At 71.7% G+C, this 18,916-nt stretch carries 16 protein-coding genes; 6 read left to right on the top strand and 10 right to left on the bottom strand.

All coding sequences use genetic code 11. The features are described 5' to 3' along the window. Positions 1 to 4 precede the first annotated feature (4 nt). From D7231_RS17930 to D7231_RS17915, 3 genes are all read left to right on the top strand, one after another. Positions 5 to 202 (top strand): DUF397 domain-containing protein, encoded by a 198-nt coding sequence (locus D7231_RS17930; RefSeq protein ID WP_338419864.1) that lies wholly within the window; start codon positions 5 to 7, stop codon positions 200 to 202. A gap of 835 nt (positions 203 to 1,037) precedes the next feature. Continuing rightward, entirely contained in the window at positions 1,038 to 1,928 is an 891-nt protein-coding gene (locus tag D7231_RS17920) for a radical SAM/SPASM domain-containing protein (RefSeq protein WP_120756496.1), read from the top strand. A gap of 14 nt (positions 1,929 to 1,942) precedes the next feature. Continuing rightward, positions 1,943 to 3,070 carry a methyltransferase domain-containing protein gene (locus D7231_RS17915; protein ID WP_120756495.1) on the top strand — a complete coding sequence of 376 codons (1,128 nt, stop codon included), beginning with the start codon at positions 1,943 to 1,945 and terminating at the stop codon, positions 3,068 to 3,070. 175 nt (positions 3,071 to 3,245) lie between these two features. Here the strand turns inward: D7231_RS17915 and D7231_RS17910 are convergent, their stop codons facing one another. The 6 genes from D7231_RS17910 to D7231_RS17885 all read right to left on the bottom strand — a co-directional run bounded on the left by D7231_RS17910 (position 3,246) and on the right by D7231_RS17885 (position 10,058). Then, positions 3,246 to 4,523: a geranylgeranyl reductase family protein gene (locus tag D7231_RS17910; protein WP_030368493.1), complete on the bottom strand. Its 1,278-nt coding sequence runs from the start codon at positions 4,521 to 4,523 to the stop codon at positions 3,246 to 3,248. 93 nt (positions 4,524 to 4,616) lie between these two features. Next, positions 4,617 to 5,360, bottom strand: coding sequence for a hypothetical protein (locus tag D7231_RS17905; protein WP_147449758.1), 744 nt, complete (start codon positions 5,358 to 5,360; stop codon positions 4,617 to 4,619). A gap of 286 nt (positions 5,361 to 5,646) precedes the next feature. After that, complete coding sequence (locus D7231_RS17900; RefSeq protein WP_120756493.1) at positions 5,647 to 6,345, bottom strand: demethylmenaquinone methyltransferase; 699 nt, start codon at positions 6,343 to 6,345, stop codon at positions 5,647 to 5,649. Positions 6,346 to 6,678: 333 nt separating this feature from the next. Beyond that, entirely contained in the window at positions 6,679 to 7,230 is a 552-nt protein-coding gene (locus D7231_RS17895; RefSeq protein ID WP_120756492.1) for an imidazolonepropionase-like domain-containing protein, read from the bottom strand. 10 nt (positions 7,231 to 7,240) lie between these two features. Then, positions 7,241 to 8,425, bottom strand: coding sequence for a cyclic dehypoxanthinyl futalosine synthase (mqnC, locus tag D7231_RS17890; RefSeq protein ID WP_194960101.1), 1,185 nt, complete (start codon positions 8,423 to 8,425; stop codon positions 7,241 to 7,243). Between the two features lie 79 nt (positions 8,426 to 8,504). Next, a complete protein-coding gene (locus D7231_RS17885; protein WP_120756490.1) occupies positions 8,505 to 10,058 on the bottom strand; it encodes a serine/threonine-protein kinase in 1,554 nt (517 codons plus the stop codon). A 252-nt stretch (positions 10,059 to 10,310) separates the two neighbouring features. On the opposite strand from D7231_RS17885, the gene D7231_RS17880 reads away from it, so the two are divergent. Beyond that, positions 10,311 to 11,339 carry an alpha/beta hydrolase gene (locus D7231_RS17880; protein WP_241999804.1) on the top strand — a complete coding sequence of 343 codons (1,029 nt, stop codon included), beginning with the start codon at positions 10,311 to 10,313 and terminating at the stop codon, positions 11,337 to 11,339. Between the two features lie 89 nt (positions 11,340 to 11,428). Here D7231_RS17880 and D7231_RS17875 read toward each other — a convergent pair whose 3' ends face one another. Continuing rightward, positions 11,429 to 12,250, bottom strand: a complete 822-nt coding sequence (locus tag D7231_RS17875; protein ID WP_241999783.1) for a menaquinone biosynthetic enzyme MqnA/MqnD family protein — start codon at positions 12,248 to 12,250, stop codon at positions 11,429 to 11,431. Between the two features lie 353 nt (positions 12,251 to 12,603). Here D7231_RS17875 and D7231_RS17870 point away from each other — a divergent pair, with 353 nt between their 5' ends. Together D7231_RS17870 and D7231_RS17865 are read left to right on the top strand one after the other, a co-directional pair. After that, positions 12,604 to 12,807, top strand: coding sequence for a cold-shock protein (locus tag D7231_RS17870; protein ID WP_004943697.1), 204 nt, complete (start codon positions 12,604 to 12,606; stop codon positions 12,805 to 12,807). Positions 12,808 to 13,076: 269 nt separating this feature from the next. Further along, positions 13,077 to 14,282, top strand: a complete 1,206-nt coding sequence (locus D7231_RS17865) for a lipase family protein (RefSeq protein ID WP_120756487.1) — start codon at positions 13,077 to 13,079, stop codon at positions 14,280 to 14,282. A 50-nt stretch (positions 14,283 to 14,332) separates the two neighbouring features. On the opposite strand, the gene D7231_RS17860 is transcribed toward D7231_RS17865, so the two are convergent. The 3 genes from D7231_RS17860 to D7231_RS17850 form a co-directional block, all read right to left on the bottom strand. Continuing rightward, on the bottom strand, positions 14,333 to 16,216 hold the full coding sequence (locus tag D7231_RS17860) for an AMP-dependent synthetase/ligase (RefSeq protein ID WP_120756486.1): 1,884 nt from the start codon (positions 16,214 to 16,216) through the stop codon (positions 14,333 to 14,335). Between the two features lie 246 nt (positions 16,217 to 16,462). After that, entirely contained in the window at positions 16,463 to 17,089 is a 627-nt protein-coding gene (locus tag D7231_RS17855) for a TetR/AcrR family transcriptional regulator (RefSeq protein WP_194960103.1), read from the bottom strand. Positions 17,090 to 17,324: 235 nt separating this feature from the next. Then, on the bottom strand, positions 17,325 to 18,656 hold the full coding sequence (locus D7231_RS17850; RefSeq protein WP_120756484.1) for a dicarboxylate/amino acid:cation symporter: 1,332 nt from the start codon (positions 18,654 to 18,656) through the stop codon (positions 17,325 to 17,327). Between the last annotated feature and the right edge of the window lie 260 nt (positions 18,657 to 18,916).

Raw genomic sequence — 18,916 nt, 5'->3', positions numbered from 1 at the left:
AGGCATGGAGATGTCGGAAGTCAAGTGGAAGAAGTCGTCTTTCTCCGGCGATAGAGATGAATGCGTGGAAGCAGGTGAACTCGACGGGAAGGTCGTGATCCGGGAAAGCGACGACCCCGAAGTGGTCGTGTCCACCACGCCCGCCAAGTGGCAAGCCTTCATCCTCGGCGTCAAGGCGGGAGAGTTCGACCACCTGATCTAGCGACCTTCCGCACCTGGGAGCCCCCCATCTTCGCAGGTGAGGGGCTTCCGCCATATGCCGGTGCAAGTGTTTTCCGGTGCACTATTGCACCAGCGCTTCGGCGACGCTACGTTCTGCCCTGCACCACCGCGCCGGGCGGATGACGGGCGAGACCGCGTCCGGCGTGCGACGTAACTCCCGCACTGCATCGGATGGTTCGGGAGCCCCACCCCACGCGAGGAGCGCACAGACCTCATGGCACAGGGATTCGGGCAGATCGCGACACGGCGACTCGTCGGACTGGCGCTGGTCACCAATGCAACGGGGCACCTGCTCATGGTGCATCGCCCCACCGGGGAGCTCGAACTGCCCGGCGGCGAAGCGATCCTGGAAGAGCCCGCAGTGCGGTCGGCCGCTTACCATCTGCGCCGCCTCGGCCTGGCTAGGCAGCCCGGCCCCGTCCTGGCCGTCGACCACAGGGAAGCGCTCCCCCTCGGCACCGCGGGCGACGCTCTGACCGTGGTCTTTCACTGCGGCACACTGACCCCCGCCGAGGCCGGCTCCATCGACGACGTCACGCTGCCCGACGACGTGAAGTCCTACGTGTTCGTGGACCCGGCGTACTTCATCCGGGCATTGCCCGCTACCACCGGCAATGTCTTGAGGCTGCCGTCTCCAGCCTCATCCGCGGCACCGGCACGCCCTACCTCCGTAACGGACTCCGGATCAACGCGCAGCTTCCCGTACCGGCCTGATCTTCTCCGCAACGGGCGGTCGCGGGGGACCGCCCGGAGGCACGTCCCACCACACCCGGCCGAGCCATCAGGGCCGGCCACCAGCCGCAGGAGGCACACCAATGCCCTCCGTCACGCAGGCACCATCTCCCACCGTCTCCGTTGTCGAGTCGGTCGAGTGCGAGCTCACCGAGGTCTGCAACTTGCGGTGCGGTCACTGCTGCACCCTCTCCGGCCCCACCATGTCGCACGGCTCGATGACCCTCGCCGACTGGCAGCGCGTCGTCGACGACATCGGCACCCTCGGCATCCCGACCGTTCAGTTCATCGGCGGTGAGCCGACGCGATCCCCCCACCTGCCCAACCTGATCGAGTACGCCCTCGACCGCCGCCTCGCCGTCGAGGTGTACTCGAACCTCACCCACATCCGACCCGGCCTTTGGAAGCTGTTCACCCGCAAGGGCGTCCACCTGGCCACGTCGTACTACAGCGACGATCCGGCCGAGCACGACAAGATCACAGAGTCCCCCGGAAGCCACGCGCGCACCCGCGCCAACATCGTCAAGACGCTCGAACTCGGCATCCCGCTACGGGCCGGCCTGGTCGAAATCCTCGACGGCCAACGTGTCCAGCAGGCCGAGGCCGAACTGCGCGCCCTTGGCGTGAAGCACACCCGCATCGACCACGTCCGCAAAGTCGGCCGCGCTGCGACTACGGACACGCCCGCACCGGCCATGAGCGAGCTGTGCGGCCGGTGCTTCCACCAACGCGCCGCGATCTCGCCCGACGGGTACGTGTACGGCTGCATCCTGTCGCGCCACCTCGTCGCCGGCAACGTGAAGTCCGGTGGACTCGCGAAGGTGCTCACCGGCCCCGAGTGGGCAGAGATCACCGAAAGTGTGCCCGCCCGGCGCAACGCCTGCACCCCGGACGACAGCGGCGATTGCGACCCCGCCAACACCGAGGCATGCCTGCCGAGTTTCCCCGGCGACGACGACGGCGACGGCTCATAGGAGACGGACCAAAAATGAACTGGGAACCACGCGCCGCGGCACTCGCCGAGCGCGTCACCCACCGCTCATCACGGTGGCGCGCTCCTGTGGCGCGGACACCCCGGCATCAGCTCGCGCCACGGTGGTGGGAGCGCGGCCCCGACGGCTGGACGCTTCGGGACGGGCCCTCGGATGAGGCGCGATGGCTCGACGCCGCATACAGCGACAAGACCATCGTGACCCGGGTGAGCGGGCTGCACGCCGACCTCGCCGCCACCGGCGACCGCCCCGCCGGCCTGCCGACATCGTCCTCGACCCTGCCGAGCCTGAACGTCAGCATGCTTCAGCACGCCAGGCTCGGCGACGGCGACACCCTCGGGCACATCGGCACCGGCCCCGGCTACGCCGACGCCCTCGCCTGTCACCGCCTCGGGGACAAACAGGTCACCACCGTGGACGTCGACCCGTACCTCGCCGAAGCCGCGCGAGCACGCCTCGATGAGATGGGGCTGCACCCCGCAGTCGTGAGCCTGGACGCAACCGGCGACCTGCCCGGCATGTTCGACCGGATCGTCGCTACGGTCGCCGTCCGGCCGATCCCCGCGAGCTGGCTCGCCGCGCTGAACCCCGGTGGCCGGCTGGTGACCACGATCGCCGGAACATCACTCCTGATCACCGCTGAGAAAAACGACGAGGGCGGGGCGGCAGGGCGCGTCGAGTGGGACCGGGCCGGCTTCATGCACACCCGCCACGGCGCCGACTACCCGCCGCGCCTCGCCGCCCTGGTCACCACTGCCCGCGAGCATGACGGTGACGCGATCGGTACCGGTCGTTACCCGGTCGTCCATGTGACCGAAGCATGGGATCTGGCTTCGATGCTGGACATCATGGTCCCCGGCATCGAACACGAATACAGCGAGGACGACGAGCAGCGCGTCGCCGTCATGGTGCATGCCGACGGGTCATGGGCACGGGCGACCGCTCGTGCCGACGAATGCCCCAGGGTCCACCAGGGCGGCCCGCGCCGGCTGTGGGACGCCCTCGACGACATCCGTACGTACTGGCTCACCAACGGCGAACTGCCCGTGCGCGGAGCCAGGGTCTACGTCAAGCCCGACGGCTCGACGTACCTCGCCCGCGGGAAGTGGCGCGCCAAGCTGTAGCGCGCCGAGCCCCGAGGCCCCGGTCACCCGCTGCGGAGCGGACGACCGGGGCCTACTTGTTGCTTCTCCGCACGTCAGAGCGCCATGGGCGGCCGGCAGTCGCCGCATTCCGCCTGCGGACGGGCTGAGCACCGTGACAGACCAGCGCCCCCGGAACCTCCGGAGGCTTGAATCGTCACGCCTTCGGCGCCACCCTGCTCAGCCCGTTGATGATGCGGTCCATCGCGTCCCCGCCCGTCGGGTCCGTGAGGTTCGCCAGCATCTTCAGCGTGAACTTCATCAGCAGCGGGTGCGTCAGCCCGTGCTGGGCGCCGATCTTCATGACCTTCGGGTTGCCGATGAGCTTCACGAACGCCCGGCCGAGCGTGTAGTAGCCGCCGTAGGTGTCCTTGAGGACCTTCGGGTAGCGCTGGAGGGCCAGCTCGCGCTGCGCGTACGAGGCGCGCGCGTGGGCCTGCACGATGACGTCCGCGGCGATCTGCCCGGACTCCATGGCGTACGCGATGCCCTCGCCGTTGAACGGGTTCACGAGCCCGCCCGCGTCGCCGACCAGCAGCAGGCCGCGCGTGTAGTGCGGCTGGCGGTTGAAGGCCATGGGGAGGGCGGCGCCGCGGATCGGGCCGGTCATGTTCTCCGGGGTGTAGCCCCAGTCCTCGGGCATGGAGGCGCACCACGCCTTGAGGACCTCGCGCCAGTCCAGCTCCTTGAAGGACTCGGAGGTGTTCAGGACGCCCAGGCCGACGTTGCTCGTGCCGTCGCCCATGCCGAAGATCCAGCCGTAGCCGGGCAGCAGCCGGTCCTTCGGGCCGCGCCGGTCCCACAGCTCCAGCCAGGACTCCAGGTAGTCGTCCTCGTGGCGCGGGGAGGTGAAGTACGTCCGCACGGCGACGCCCATGGGGCGGTCCTCGCGGCGGTGCAGGCCCATGCCCAGCGACAGCCGGGAGGAGTTGCCGTCCGCGGCGACGACGAGCGGGGCGCGGAAGGTGACCGGCGTCTTCTCCTCGCCGAGCTTCGCCTCGACGCCCACGATCCGGCCGGTGCGGTCGTCGATGACCGGCGCGCCCACGTTGCAGCGCTCGTACATCCGGGCGCCGGCCTTCACCGCGTTGCGGGCCAGCTGCTCGTCGAAGTCGTCGCGCTTGCGGACCAGTCCGTAGTCCGGGAAGGAGGCGAGGTCCGGCCAGTCGAGCTGGAGCCGGACGCCGCCGCCGATGATGCGCAGGCCCTTGTTGCGCAGCCAGCCCGCCTCCTCGGAGATGTCGATGCCCATCGACACGAGCTGCTTGGTGGCGCGCGGGGTCAGGCCGTCGCCGCACACCTTCTCGCGCGGGAACGCCGTCTTCTCCAGCAGGAGGACGTCCAGTCCGGCCTTGGCGAGGTAGTACGCGGTGGTCGACCCGGCCGGGCCGGCCCCGACGACGATCACATCCGCGGAGTGTTCGGTATCGGTCACGGTCGGCTCTCCCGGTTCGGCTGAGGACTGGTCACCCGAGTCTATGAGCCGCCCGCCCGGCCGCGGCCGGGGGCACCCGCCCCGGGCGCAGCGTCAGCCGGACGCCCGCGGGCCGGCCTGCCAGGAGCCGAGCGCGGCGTCGAAGGGCTTGCGGGTGGCGTCCCCTTCGTCCCGGCCGGCGAACATGATGGCGTACTCGGTGCCCGAAGCGTCCACGTACGCCTGGTTGTAGGCGTGCATGGTGCGGCCGGTGGCCTTCTCGGTCCAGGTCCATTCCCACAGGGCGCCGGGGCGGCCCTGGAAGGTGTTCCGCTCCATCGACAGCCGCCGGTAGCCGTTCTGCCCCGCCCCGGCCTTCTCCAGCTCCTGGAAGTGCTCGTACGGCGCCTGCTTGGTGTCGTGCACGATGCCGATCCGCAGGTGCTCGGGGCCCGTGCTGCCCGCGTAGTCGATCTGGCCGCTGCCCTTGTCGTCCCGGCGCCATCCCGCGGGCACGGAGAGGGCGAAGCCCTCCGGAGCGGTCATCTTCTCGTAGCCGGCGGGGACGGGATCTCCGGACGGCGAGGCGGACGCTGACAGGGATGCGGAGGCGGAGTCGGAAGGGGACGGGGACGCCGAGGCCGATGCGGACGGAGAACCGGACGGCGAGGCGGACGCGGAGGGCGGCGGGCCGTTCGGCGCCGCCGGGAGCGGGGCCGGTGCGGCGGGCGACTCTTCGTCGATGCCGAGGGTGTGGTGCTCGCCGCCGTCCTTCTTGTTCTGCGACAGCAGCACGCCGCCCACCACGGCACCGCCGAGCACGCAGACCGCCAGCCCGACCCCCACCCACTTGAGCACGCCCGGACGGCGGCCGGGAGCGGGGAACGCGGAGAACTGGGGCGCGGCCCCCGCCGGCGCCTGCGACCGCGGCCGGCCGCACCTCAGGCAGTAGAACGCTTCCGGGCGGAGCGGGGTACCGCAGTGAGAACAGTCGGGCATGAGGCGCTCCGGGGCTCGGGACGGTCGTACGGAGGGCGGGTGGATCTTGATCGTATCCACCGTGGGCGCCCTGCCCATGACAAACCGTCGAACGCGGGCCGGGCCGCTCCGGGCCCGGTCCGCGTTCACCCCGGAAGGGGACGGCTCAGGCCTCCGGCTTGGTCCCCCGGTGGAGAGCGACGACGCCGCCCGTCAGGTTGCGCCACGCGACCTTCGACCAGCCCGCCTCCTGGAGCAGCCCGGCGAGCGCCGGCTGGTCCGGCCAGGCGCGGATCGACTCGGCGAGGTACACGTACGCGTCGGGGCTGCTGCTGACGGCCCGCGCGACCGGCGGCAGGGCGCGCATCAGGTACTCGCTGTAGACCGTGCGGAACGGCGCCCACGTGGGCGTGGAGAACTCGCAGATCACCACGCGGCCGCCGGGGCGGGTGACCCGCAGCATCTCGCGCAGCGCGGCGCCGGTGTCCTGCACGTTGCGCAGCCCGAAGGAGATCGTGACGGCGTCGAACACGCCGTCCGCGAAGGGCAGGCGCGTCGCGTCGCCCGCGGTCAGCGGCATCCAGGGGTTGCGCTTCTTGCCCTCGCGCAGCATGCCGACGGAGAAGTCGCAGGGGACGACGTACGCCCCGTCGACGACGAACGGCAGGGAGGACGTTCCCGTGCCGGCCGCGAGGTCCAGCACCTTCTCCCCCGGGCGGGCGCCGACGGCTTGGGCCACGGCCTTGCGCCACAGACGGGCCTGGCCGAGCGACAGCACGTCGTTGGTGAGGTCGTATTTGGCCGCCACGTCGTCGAACATCGCGGCGACTTCGTGCGGCTGCTTGTCCAGGGATGCTCGGGTCACGCCCCCATTGTTCACCCCCGGGGCGGGAGGGGACGCAGAGGGTTGGACGGGGACGGCAGCGCCCGGGAAGGAGCGGTCGTCCCGCGGTGCCGACTGCGCCCGTCCCGGGAGCCCCCGCTCCCCTGGGACCGCCGGACCCCCCGCCCGGCGTAGCGCGCCCTTGCGGCCCGGCGTATCGAAACCGTTGCCAGGGCCCTCCACAGTGGCACCGCGGGACGCCCGTAGCGGCCGTCCCCGCGCTGCCCATCCTGCCCCGCGGAACGGACCGCGCCCCTCCGCATTGACGGTGCCCTGACGTGCGGCGCGGCCGTCCTTACGGATCACTGACGGCCCTCAGCTGCGGCGGAAGACCAGCCGTCCGCCGAGCACCGTCACCAGGGCGCCCCCGTCGTCCGCGAACACCGCGAAGTCCGCCGCTCCGGTCAGCACCAGCGGCCGGGGCCGAGGCGCGGGAAGCACCCGGATCCCCGACCGTTCGACGGCCGTACGGACCGCGGGGCGCGTGAACGTGCCGGACAGCGCCGTCGTCCCCGCGGCGAACAGCCGCTGCACGCCGCGCCGGGCGCTGCCGCCCCACCGGGCGTCGGTCATCTCCAGCGCGGCCGGCGCCTCGCCGGTCAGCGGCTCCGTGCCCAGCTCGGCGGCCTCCCGGGGGTCCGGGTAGTAGGCCGCCTCCAGCAGCGCCGCCGCGTCCGGCTCGTACCGGCCCGGGGTCAGCACGCCGTCCCACGCGCGCACGCGCGCGTGGGGGCCCGCTTGCGCGAGGACCTCCTCGTACGGGCCGATCGCCGCGAACCGGCCGCCGGTGACGGCGACCGCGTGGTCCGGGAGCAGCTCGCCGCCCTCGGCGAGCCGCAGCCCCCGCACCCGGTGCACCGTGGACATGAACGTACCGTCAGCCCGCGTCGATGAGCTTCAGCTCGGGATGCGCCGTGCCGCCCTCGATCGCCGTCGACGACAGGTGCGAGACGACGCGGTCGTCGACCGGGTCGTTCGCCGGGTCCTCGTGCACGACCAGGTGCTCGTACGTCGTCGCGCGCTGCGCCGGCACCCGGCCCGCCTTGCGGATGAGGTCGATGAGCTCCATGCGGTTGGAGCGGTGCTTCGCGCCGGCCGAGGAGACGACGTTCTCCTCCAGCATCACCGAGCCCAGGTCGTCCGCGCCGTAGTGCAGCGACAGCTGGCCCGCCTCCTTGCCGACGGTCAGCCAGGAGCCCTGGATGTGGGCGACGTTGTCGAGGAACAGCCGCGCGACGGCGATCATCCGCAGGTACTCGAAGACGGTCGCCTGCGTACGGCCCTTCAGCACGTTGTTCTGCGGCTGGTAGGTGTACGGGATGAACGCGCGGAAGCCGCCCGTGCGGTCCTGCACGTCACGGATCATGCGCAGGTGCTCGATGCGCTCGGCGTTCGTCTCGCCGGTGCCCATGAGCATGGTGGAGGTCGACTCGACGCCCAGGGTGTGCGCCAGCTCCATGATCTCCAGCCAGCGCTCGCCCGACTCCTTCAGCGGCGCGATGGCCTTGCGCGGCCGGGCCGGCAGGAGTTCGGCGCCGGCGCCCGCGAAGGAGTCCAGGCCGGCGGCGTGGATGCGGCGGATCGCCTCCTCGGCGCTCACGCCGGAGATCCGCGACATGTGCTCCACCTCGGACGCGCCGAGGGAGTGGATCACCAGCTGCGGGAACTCCTTCTTGATGGCCGAGAAGTGCTCCTCGTAGTACTCCACGCCGTAGTCCGGGTGGTGGCCGCCCTGGAACATGATCTGCGTGCCGCCGAGCTCCACGGTCTCCGCGCAGCGGCGCAGGATGTCGTCGAGGGGGCGCGTCCAGACCTTGTCGCTCTTCGGCGGGGCGTAGAAGGCGCAGAACTTGCACGCCGTGACGCACGAGTTCGTGTAGTTGATGTTGCGCTCGATGATGTACGTCGCGATGTGCTCGATGCCCGCGTAGCGGCGGCGACGGGCGGCGTCCGCGGCGGCGCCCAGGGCGTGCAGCGGAGCGTGCCGGTAGAGGTCGAGCGCCTCCTCCGGGGTGATGCGGCCACCGGCGGCGGCACGGTCGAGGACGGCTGTCACATCCATGGGCGTGAGTTCGGCCTTCTCGCTCACCGGGGCGTCCCTTCGGAGGGGGTTTGACACGACCGTCAGCCTACGCCAGCCCTCACTCTCCCCGGCGGGTGAGGGTCGCGTGCGGCTTGCCGCCCTTGGCGTCCTCGGAGGTGTACGCGAGCTTGCCGTCCGAAGCCAAGGCGAACGTGATCCGCGCGGTCTCCCCGGTGCAGCCCAGCGACGGCTCCCCGTCGGTGGCCTCCTCCAGGGTGAGCCGGGTGGCGTCGGCGGTGAGGAGCTTGCCCTTGCTGTGGCACTCCAGGACGTTGAGGGCGGAGTAAGTGGCGCGGGTGACGTACGCACCGACGGCGCCGTCCTCGATGGTCGCCGTCATCGTGCCGTTGGGGGTGCCGTCGCTCTGGATGACCTGGCCGGTCCACGTGCCGAGGAACTTCGCGGGGACCGCCCCCGGTGCGCGGCTGCCCTTGGCGTCCGCGCCGTGGCCGCCGCCCTTGCCGGGCAGCAGAATCAGTGCGAGCGCAATCGCGGCGGCGACGACCACGAGGGCGACGGCAGCCAGAGCCTTCGCCCGCGAACGCCGCCGGGTTTCCACCGGTGCGGACCGGTCCTTCGTGAGGCTCGCGCCCGCACGGTCCGCGGCGCCCGCCGTCACGCCGGCCTGCGGGCCCGGACCGCGGTCGGACGCGGCGAGCGCCGGGAACCCCCCGGACCCCGCCGGAGGCGGCCCGTCCGTCACCGTCGGCGCGCCCGCCTCCAGGTCCAGCAGCTCCACCGCGCGTCTGCTCACCCGCTCCACCAGCACGCGCTGCAGCCAGCCCGCCTCGACGAGGGCACCGACGCCGTCCGGGGCCAGGGCGGCCGCGATCTCCCGCGGAGCGGGCCGCGCCGCCGGGTCCTTGGCCAGGCAGGACTCCACCAGGGAGCGCACGTCGCCCGCCAGCGCCGGCCCGAGGACGGGCGGCTCGTGGACGACCTTGTACAGCAGGACCGCCGCGCTGTCGCCGGGGAACGGCGGCTCGCCCGTCGCCGCGTAGGCGAGCACCGCCCCGAGGGAGAAGACGTCCGCCGCCCCGGTCACCGCCTGCCCGAGGATCTGCTCCGGGGCCATGTAGCCGGGCGAGCCCACGGAGACGCCGGTCGCGGTCAGTGACGCCGTGCCGTCCGTGGCCCGGGCGATGCCGAAGTCGATCAGGCGGGGCCCGTCGAGGGCGAGCAGCACGTTGGACGGCTTGACGTCGCGGTGGACGAGGCCGAGCGCGTGGACGGCCGCCAGGGCCTGCGCGAGCCCCGCCCCGAGGGCCCGTACGGTCCGCTCGGGCTGGGGGCCGGTGGCGAGGACGGCCTCGGTGAGGGACGGGCCGGCCACGTAGCCCGTGGCCACCCAGGGCACCGGGGCGTCCGGGCCGGCGTCCAGGACGGGAGCCGTCCACGCCCCGCCCACGCGGCGGGCCGCCTCCACCTCACGTCGAAAACGCGCGCGAAATTGGTCATCCAGGGCAAAATGGGGATGCACCACCTTGACGGCCACCGTACGACCGCCGGCGCTGCGCCCCAGGTACACCCTTCCCATACCGCCCGCGCCCAGCCGCCCGAGCAGCCGGTACACGCCGATGACCTGCGGATCTTCCGCCTGCAAGGGCTCCATCGGGCCTTTCGCCTCCCCCGGCGGGGGCCTGCGGACCCCGATATCGGCCTATGACTCAATTCACGGGGTGCCTCAGGAACCCCCCAGGGCGGTTTCCCCATCCACCTGGACGGAACAAACCGTCATGTCCTTCGGGGCAGCAGCAACGTCCGGAGCGACGCGATGACGTACCACCAGCAACCAGGGACCTGCCCGACCTGCGGCCACCGCCGCGGGTCGCGCGGCAAAAAATGGACGATCATCGTGGCGTCCATAGCCGTGGTGGGCCTCATAGCCGCCGGCGTCCTGAACTACTTCAAGATCGGCCCGTTCTCGGACAAGGGCAAGCCGGTCAGCTTCGGCCAGGAGCAGCCGGGCAACGGCGGCGGCCAGGCCGGCGGCGCGAACGCCGCGAAGCCGGACTCCAAGGTCCTGATGCCGACCGGCCCGGCGGCCGAGTTCAAGAACACCAGCACCCTCTCCGACGGCACCCAGGTGGCCGTGACCACCCTGGACGGCAAGAAGTCGGGCTTCAAGGGCAAGGTGTGGGTCTGGGCGCCCAAGGCGTACAAGGACCCGAAGTTCAAGGACCACGGCTTCCCGGTCATGATCGCGCTCCCGGGCGGCCCCGGCTTCCCGAACAACTACTGGATGGACGACGGGGGCCTGCACCTCGAGTCGTCCGTCACCAAGTGGTACAACGAGGGCAAGGGCAAGCCGTTCATCCTGGCGATGCCGGTCCTCAACCCCCAGCCGGACACCGGCGGCCTCTACTGGGACGGCAGTGACATCCCGGGCCAGCCGAAGATGGGCACCTGGCTGACCGAGGACGTCCCGGACCTGATCAAGGCCAACTTCCGCACGGTGAAGTCGCGCGACGGCTGGGCGTTCATGGGCTCCTCCTCCGGCGCCTTCGCGGGCCTGAAGGCCGTCCTGAAGCACCCGGACAAGTTCAAGGCCGTGATCGCGTCCGGCCCGGACATCGTCCCGGACTCGCGGCTGTGGAACGGCCACGAGAAGGAGAAGGCCGAGAACAACCCCGAGGTGCTGGCCAAGCAGCTGATCGCCGCGAACAAGCCCGGGACCGACGTCTACCTCGCGTTCCAGTACGGGACGAAGGAGTCGAGCGTCATCCCGCACGTGGACAAGTTCATCGCGACCTACGGCAACAAGGGCCCGGTCCACACCCGCCTCCAGAAGATCGAGGGCGGCAAGCACAACGCCGTGACCTACATCCAGGGCATGGACATGGGCAGCATGCAGTGGATCAGCGAGCAGATGGTGGGCCCGGTCGCCCCCTAGCCCGTAAACCCGCGGGCCCGGCCCGCCGCCCCGCTGCCGCCGCCCGGCGGTTTCGTTCCTGCCCGGAGCCCTGATCCCCTTCCCGGGGGTCAGGGCTCCAGCAGTTCCACCCGCACGTCGGCCGGGAAGCCGGTCGTGGGGCCCGTGCGGCGGGCGAACTCGGTCACGCCCGCGAGCTGCTCCGGCCCGAAGCGGAAGTCCAGCGTCGTGAAGTAGCGCTCCAGCAGCCCGGCGTCGAAGGACTCCCAGCGCGCCGCCTGCTCGGCCACCTTCGCGACCTCCTCCAGGGACACGTCCCGGGAGGCGAGGAAGGCCTCGTGGACCCCGGCGACGATCTGCGGCTCGCGGGCCAGGTAGTCCTTGCGCACGGCCCACACCGCGAAGACGAACGGCAGGCCCGTCCAGTCCTTCCACATCTGCCCGAGGTCGTGGACCTGGAGGCCCAGCCGCGGGGCGTCGTGCAGGGAGGCCCGCAGCGCGGCGTCGCCGATCAGCACGGCGGCGTCCGCCTCGCGCATCATCAGGCCCAGGTCCGGCGGGCAGGTGTAGTAGTCCGGGCGCACGCCGTACTGCTCGGCGAGCAGGAGCTGCGCCAGGCGCACGGACGTGCGGGAGGTGGACCCGAGCGCGACGCGGGCGCCGTCCAGCTCGCTCAGCGGCACCTGCGAGACGATCACGCAGGACATCACCGGGCCGTCGCAGCCCACGGCGATGTCCTTGAGGGCGACCAGGTCGCCGGCGTTGCGCAGGTACTCGACGAGGGTGACCGGGGCGATGTCCAGCTCGCCCTCGATCAGCTGCCGGCTGAGCTTCTCCGGGGTGTCCTTGCTCAGGTCCAGGTCCAGCAGGCTGCCCGTGCGGGCGAGGCCCCAGTACAGGGGCAGGCAGTTCAGGAACTGGATGTGTCCCACGCGCGGACGGCTGCGCTGACGGGTACCGGCATCGGGGTCGGTCGTTACGGCCGAGGCTGAAATGTCCACATCGGGAGGCTAGTCCCGCGGCGGCGGGCCGGTGGGGGCGGGGTGCTCCGGCCGGGTGCCTGACCGGGGATCTTTTCCGTCAGGAACACCGGGAAAACCATCCGACAGCGTGATCTTCAACTCCTTCCGCGGGAGAACCTCGCGTGCTAGGCTCGCCGCAAGTTGCAGTTTGGTTTCCCTTGCAGTACAGAGCCTGCGGAGCATGTGACCCGCAGGCTTTTGTAGTTTTCAGACTTCTCGCAGGTTCTGGAGCAGGGCAACCCTTTGGGCCCAAGGAGGGCTTTATGGCTACCGGAACCGTGAAGTGGTTCAACGCTGAAAAGGGCTTTGGCTTCATCGCCCAGGACGGCGGGGGCCCCGACGTCTTCGTCCACTACTCCGCGATCAACGCCTCCGGCTTCCGCTCCCTCGAGGAGAACCAGGCCGTGACCTTCGACGTCACTCAGGGCCCGAAGGGTCCGCAGGCGGAGAACGTCACCCCGGCGTGATCTCAGGGCCCTCCGGCCCGACATCTTGCAGTACCTAAGGAGCCCGGCCTTCCGCTTCGGCGGAGGAGCTGGGCTCCTGCCTTTTTCTGATCGTTCATTACCTCTTAGCGAGTTCTTATCGATCAGTTTTTTCCGTTTCCTTTCGCTTGTGCGGGGATTTTGATCATCGTGCGCGCGGTCACCGGGGTACGGGCGTTCCGGAGTTTCGTCCGGGGGTTTCGCGACGAGACATGAGTGACCGGACACAACTGAACAGTCAGGAGAGCCGCATGCACTTGCGCACGCCCCCGCGTCGGCACCGTTGGCAGCTCCGTACGAAGGCCCGGGCCGCCGCCGGCGCGCTCGCCCTCTCGCTCGGCCTCGCGGGCCTCGCAGGCCCCGCGGGCGCCGCCGTGCCCGCCCCCGCCGCCGGGCCCGCCGCCCCGGGCGACGTCGTCACCGCCGCTCCCACCTCCTTCCACCCGCTGCCCGGCCAGCCCACCGGCACCAAGGCCTGGCACATCACCTACCGCTCCACCACCGCCACCGGCGCCCCGGACGTCGTCTCCGGCACCGTGATCGTCCCCCAGGACGGCAGAACCGGGCCGCGCCCGCTCGTCACCTACGCCGTCGGCACCGTGGGCCTCGCCGACCAGTGCGCCCCCTCCGCCGGCTTCCCGCGCGGGACGACCGTGGAAGGCACTCTGATCCAGCTGCTCACCCTGCGCGGCTGGGCCGTGGCCGTCACCGACTACGAGGGCCTCGGAACGCCCGGCCCCCACACGTACGTCGTCGGCCGGTCCGAGGGCCACGCCGTCCTCGACGCCGCCCGCGCGGCACTGCGGCTGCCCGGGGCGGGGCTGGCCCCGGACAGCCCCGTCGGCGTCATGGGCTATTCGCAGGGCGGCCAGGCCGCCGGCTGGGCCGCCGAGTTGCACGACGCCTACGCGCCCGAGCTGAACCTCAAGGGGACGGCGGCCGGCGGCGTCCCCGCCGACCTCCTCAAGGCGACCGAGTTCAACGACGGCCGCATCGGCGCGGGTCTGGTGCTCATGGGCGCCATCGGGCAGGACGCCGCCTTCCCCGAGCTGAACCTCGCCTCGTACCTCAACGACAAGGGCCGGGACACGGTCGCCTTCCTCAAGCAGCACTGCGTGACCGCCGACACCGCCGCGAGCCTGTTCAAACGGATCTCCGACGTGACCGTCCGCAACCCGCTGAAGGAGCCGGACTGGCAGCGCGCCCTGCACTCCTCCGACCTCGGCACGCACTCCCCTGACCGGCCCGTGCGCGTCTACCACGGGACGCAGGACGAGATCGTCCCGTACGACAGCGCCGCGCTGATGCGCGCCGCCTGGTGCGCGAAGGGCGCCACGGTGGACTGGCGTCCCGTGCCGCAGGGCGGGCACGGCTCCAGCCTGCTCGCCGGCTCGGTACCGGCGGCGAACTGGCTCGCGGACCGCTTCGCCGGCAAGCCGGCGGCGGGCAACTGCTGAGGCCCTTCCGGCGGATCAGGGCGTACGAGCGCTGAGCCCGGCACCCCCGTTCAGCGCTCGTACAGCCGCTCCACCTCGGCCGCGAAGTCCCGGGCGATGGCCGCGCGTTTGAGCTTCAGCGACGGCGTGAGGTGACCGGCCTCCTCCGTGAAGTCGGCGGTCAGGACGGCGAAGCGGCGTATCGACTCGGCCCGCGAGACCGTCGCGTTCGCGTCGTCCACCGCCGTCTGGAGCTCCGCGAGCAGCTTCCCGTCCCGCACCAGCTCCTCCGGTGCCAGCCCCTCCTTGTGGTGCATGCGGACCCAGTGGGCGATCCCGTCGGGCTCCAGGGTGAGCAGGGCGGTGATGTACGGGCGGTCGTCGCCGACGACCATGCACTGGCCGACGAGCGGGTGCGCGCGCAGCCGGTCTTCCAGCGGCGCGGGGGCGACGTTCTTGCCGGCGGAAGTGACGAGCAGCTCCTTCTTGCGGCCGGTGATGGTGAGGTAGCCGTCCGCGTCGAGCGCGCCCAGGTCCCCGGTGGGGAACCACTCCCCCGGCGCCGCGGGCACCGCCTCGCCGCGCTCGCCGTCCCAGTAGCCGGCGAAGACGTGCCCGCCGCGCAGCAGCACCTCGCCGTCCTCCGCGATCCGTACGGCGCCGCCCGGCAGCGGCCAGCCGACGGTGCCCAGGCGGGGGCGGTGCGGCGGGGTGAGGGTGGCGGCGGCCGTGGTCTCGGTGAGGCCGTAGCCCTCGAAGACGTCGATGCCGGCGCCCACGCAGAAGGCCGCGAGGCGCTCGCCGAGCGGGGAGCCGCCGCTGATCACGTAGCGGACCTCGCCGCCGAGCGCGGCCCGGATCCGGCGGTAGACCAGCGGGTCGTACAGCGCCCGGGCGAGCCGCAGGCCGGGGCCCGCCCCGGGGCCGCTGCCGTGCCGGCGGGCGAGCTCGGCCTCGCCGTAGCGCCGGGCGATGCGGGCGGCGCGGTCGAAGGCGGCGGCGCGGCCCAGCTTCTCGGCGCTCGCGCGGCCGGTGTTGTAGACCTTCTCCAGCACGTAGGGGATGACGAGCAGGAACGTGGGCCGGAAGCCGGCGAGGTCCGCCAGCAGGTCCTCGGTGCGCAGGGACGCGGCGTGGCCCACGCGGACGCGGGCGCGCATGCAGCCGACGGCGACGGTCCGGCCGAAGACGTGCGAGAGCGGCAGGAAGAGGAGGGTGGCGGCGGGCTCCTTGCTGACCGCCTTGAAGACGGGGTGCAGCAGCTCGGTGGAGTTGTCGGTCTCGGCGAAGAAGTTGGCGTGGGTGAGGACGCAGCCCTTGGGGCGGCCGGTGGTGCCCGAGGTGTAGATGAGGGTGGCGACGTCGCCGGGGCCGCGGGCGGCGCGGGCCTCGGCGACGGCGGCGTCGGGCAGCCCGCGCCCGGCTTCGGCCAGGGCGGGCACGGCGCCGGCGTCGAACTCCCACAGGTGGGCGAGGGCCGGGAGCGCGGCGCGCTCGCCCTCCACCAGGCGCGTCTGGTCCGCGTCCTCGACGGCGCAGGCGGCGGCCCCGGAGTCGGCCAGGATCCAGCGGACCTGGGCGGCGGAGGAGGTGGGGTAGACGGGGACGGTGACGAGGCCCGCGGCCCAGGCGGCGAAGTCCAGCAGCGTCCACTCGTAGCGGGTGCGGGCCATGATGGCGAGCCGGTCGCCGGGCCGCAGCCCGTGGGCGATCAGGCCCTTGGCGGTGGCCAGCACCTCGGCCGCGAAGGTGGCGGCGCTGACGTCGCGCCAGGTGCCGTCGGGCTGCTTGCGGCTGAGGACGGGGGCGGCGGGGGCCTCGGCGGCGTTGTCGAACGGCAGGTCGCCGAGCGAGCCGCGCGCCACGGGCGGGACGAGCGGGGGGAGGGACGCTTCGCGGACGACGCCGTCGACGAAGGTGATGCGGGGTGGGGCAGCGGTGTGCGGAATGGACACGTGCGGCTCCCTACAGGGGCTACCAGTCGGTAAGTGGCGGCAATCTACGCCTCAGGAGCCCCACGCTCCAGACCGCAACCGGTCCGGCACGACCGGTATCGGCCGTGCCGGGCACGGTCCGGCACCGCTGGATTCGCCCGTTGCCGCGAAAGGACTCCCGCCGCGGCGGCGATGTGCCGCGGCGGCGGGAGTCCGGCGGCATTGCGGCGCGCCGGAGGCGCCGCCCCCGCTACGGCGCCCGCGGCGTCACGCGCCGACCGGGGCCCAGCGCCGACCGTTCGCCAGGTTCTCCAGCCCGGACCACGCGAAGTTCATCAGCGTCGCCGCCGTCTCCCGCTCGGAGGGGGCGGCGCCGTCGCGCTCGTTGGACCAGCCGGCGAGCGACTCGGCCGCGCCCACCAGGGCGTGGGCGAGGCCCGAGACCTCGGTCTCGGGCAGCGGCGCGGTGCAGCCGCCGTCCTCGGCCGTCTCGGTGATCAGCCGGGTGACGACGTCGACGAGCTGCTGCCGCAGGGCGGCCACCTCCAGGGCGAACGGCTCGCCGTGGGTGCGGGCCTGGCAGTGCAGGACCGCCCAGCCGTCGGGGTGCGCGGCGGTGTGGGCGAAGAACCCGCGCAGCCCGTCCCACAGCCGCCGGTCGGCCGGCGCCCCGCGGTCCACCGCGCCCCGGACGGCCGAAATGAGCGCCTCGGCCTCGCGCCGGATGCAGGCGCTGAAGAGGTCTTCCTTCGAGTGCAGGTAGAGATAGACCAGGGGCTTCGAGGCCCCTGCGAGTTCGGCTATCTCGTCCATCGATGCGGCCCGGTACCCGCGCCGCGCGAAGACGGCCACGGCGGCGTCGAGCATCTGGCGCTCGCGCACCTCCCTCGGCATGCGCTTGGGCCTGGTCTGTGTAGCGTCCACGACAAACATCCCTCCGCCCCCGTCACGTTACCGGCAGGTAATGTTACGGGGTGGAAGCGTTCTCGGTAGGGCCGTTCGGGCCTTCCCTACGGACGGGTCAGTCAAGATCCCGTCAGCGGGCCCCTCTTGACGGTGCCCCCGCCGCAAAGAGCGGCGCCCCCGGCCTCCGAGGAAGAGGCCGGGGGCGCCATCACCGCCCGGAGCGCTACGCCGCGACCGGCGCCGCCTGGCGCTCCGGCTGCGGGGTCGCGTCTTCGAGCTGGGAGCCGTTGGCCGTGTCGTAGGCCGCGCGGTCCAGGATGCCCTCGCGGGAGGCGACCAGGATCGGGACGACCGACTGGCCCGCGACATTGGTCGCCGTACGCATCATGTCCACGATCGGGTCTATCGCCAGGAGCAGGCCCACACCCGCCATCGGCAGGCCCAGCGTCGACAGCGTCAGGGTCAGCATCACCGTCGCGCCGGTCAGGCCGGCGGTCGCGGCCGAGCCGATCACCGAGACGAAGGCGATCAGGATGTAGTCCTTGACCTCCAGCGGCACGTCGAAGACCTGCGCGACGAAGATCGCGGCGATGGCCGGGTAGATCGAGGCGCAGCCGTCCATCTTGGTCGTCGAGCCGAAGGGCACGGCGAAGGACGCGTACTCCTTGGGTACGCCGAGGCGCTCGGTGACCTTCTGCGTCAGCGGCATCGTGCCCACGGAGGAGCGGGAGACGAAGGCCAGCTGGATGGCCGGCCAGGCACCCCGGAAGAACTGGAGCGGGTTGACCTTGGCGACGCCGGCCAGCAGCAGCGGGTAGACCACGAAGAGGACGAGGGCGCAGCCGACGTAGATGTCCGCGGTGAAGGTCGCGTACTTGCTGAGCAGGTTCCAGCCGTACGTGGAGATGGCCGTGCCGACCAGGCCGAGCGTGCCCAGCGGGGCGAGCTTGATGACCCACCACAGGGCCTTCTGCAACAGCTCCAGCACGGAGTGGCTGAGGGTGAGGACCGGCTTCGCCTTCTCGCCGGTCTTCAGGATCGCGACGCCCACGACCACGGCCATGAAGACGATCTGCATGACCTTGAGCTCGGTGAACGGCGTGACGATGTCGGTCGGGATGATGCCGGTGAGGAAGTCCAGCCAGGAGCCGTGCTTCTTGGGCTCGGCGCCGTCGGCGGCGGTGAGGCCGGTGCCCGCGCCGGGGTCCGTGAGCAGGCCGATGCCCAGGCCGATGAGGACCGCGATCAGCGACGTGATCATGAACCACATCAGGGTGCGGGTGGCCAGCCGGGCGGCGTTGGAGACGTTCCGCAGGTTGGTGATCGAGACCAGGATCGCGAAGAACACCAGCGGCGCGATGACCAGCATCAGCAGCTGGACGAAGAGGTCGCCGATCTTGCCGAGCGTGGTGGACAGCCAGGAGATGTCACCGCTCTTGGCGGCCCAGCCGAGCAGCGCGCCGACGACGAGGCCGAGCAGGATCTGGGCCCAGAAGGGGACCTTGGGTATGCGCCCGCGCAGGGACGCCGTGGAGGGCGGGGGTGTCGATGACAACGGAAACTCCGGTTACAGACGGAAGAAAAAGGGCGTGGAGCGCCGAGGAAATCCGTTTGCGCAGGATCTCCGGCCGCGGGGGACATGCGTCAGCGGCGGCAACAGGCCGCGTTGACACGGCGGCAAAGATCGACGTGCAGGCGCGCCACGAGCACGGGGCCCGTGGGGAACTGGTGCGCTGCTGCTGTCTTCATGTCCAATACGTTAACACTTGGACTTTGGGGAACCCAAAGGTCTTCTTTGGGTTCGTGAGGGCGCGG

Origin of the sequence: Streptomyces klenkii, from assembly GCF_003626645.1 — a bacterium.
GTDB classification, from domain to species: Bacteria; Actinomycetota; Actinomycetes; order Streptomycetales; family Streptomycetaceae; genus Streptomyces; species Streptomyces klenkii.
This window is presented reverse-complemented; position numbering and strand designations above follow the sequence as displayed.

Excerpts from the sequence above, each read along its gene's own strand:
- D7231_RS17920 (WP_120756496.1), top strand. The coding sequence starts at position 1,038 with ATGCCCTCCGTCACGCAGGCACCATCTCCCACCGTCTCCGTTGTCGAG.
- D7231_RS17930 (WP_338419864.1), top strand. The coding sequence starts at position 5 with ATGGAGATGTCGGAAGTCAAGTGGAAGAAGTCGTCTTTCTCCGGCGAT.
- mqnC (WP_194960101.1), bottom strand. The coding sequence starts at position 8,425 with ATGGATGTGACAGCCGTCCTCGACCGTGCCGCCGCCGGTGGCCGCATC.
- D7231_RS17885 (WP_120756490.1), bottom strand. The coding sequence starts at position 10,058 with ATGGAGCCCTTGCAGGCGGAAGATCCGCAGGTCATCGGCGTGTACCGG.
- D7231_RS17895 (WP_120756492.1), bottom strand. The coding sequence starts at position 7,230 with ATGTCCACGGTGCACCGGGTGCGGGGGCTGCGGCTCGCCGAGGGCGGC.
- D7231_RS17855 (WP_194960103.1), bottom strand. The coding sequence starts at position 17,089 with ATGCCGAGGGAGGTGCGCGAGCGCCAGATGCTCGACGCCGCCGTGGCC.
- D7231_RS17865 (WP_120756487.1), top strand. The coding sequence starts at position 13,077 with ATGCACTTGCGCACGCCCCCGCGTCGGCACCGTTGGCAGCTCCGTACG.
- D7231_RS17870 (WP_004943697.1), top strand. The coding sequence starts at position 12,604 with ATGGCTACCGGAACCGTGAAGTGGTTCAACGCTGAAAAGGGCTTTGGC.
- D7231_RS17915 (WP_120756495.1), top strand. The coding sequence starts at position 1,943 with ATGAACTGGGAACCACGCGCCGCGGCACTCGCCGAGCGCGTCACCCAC.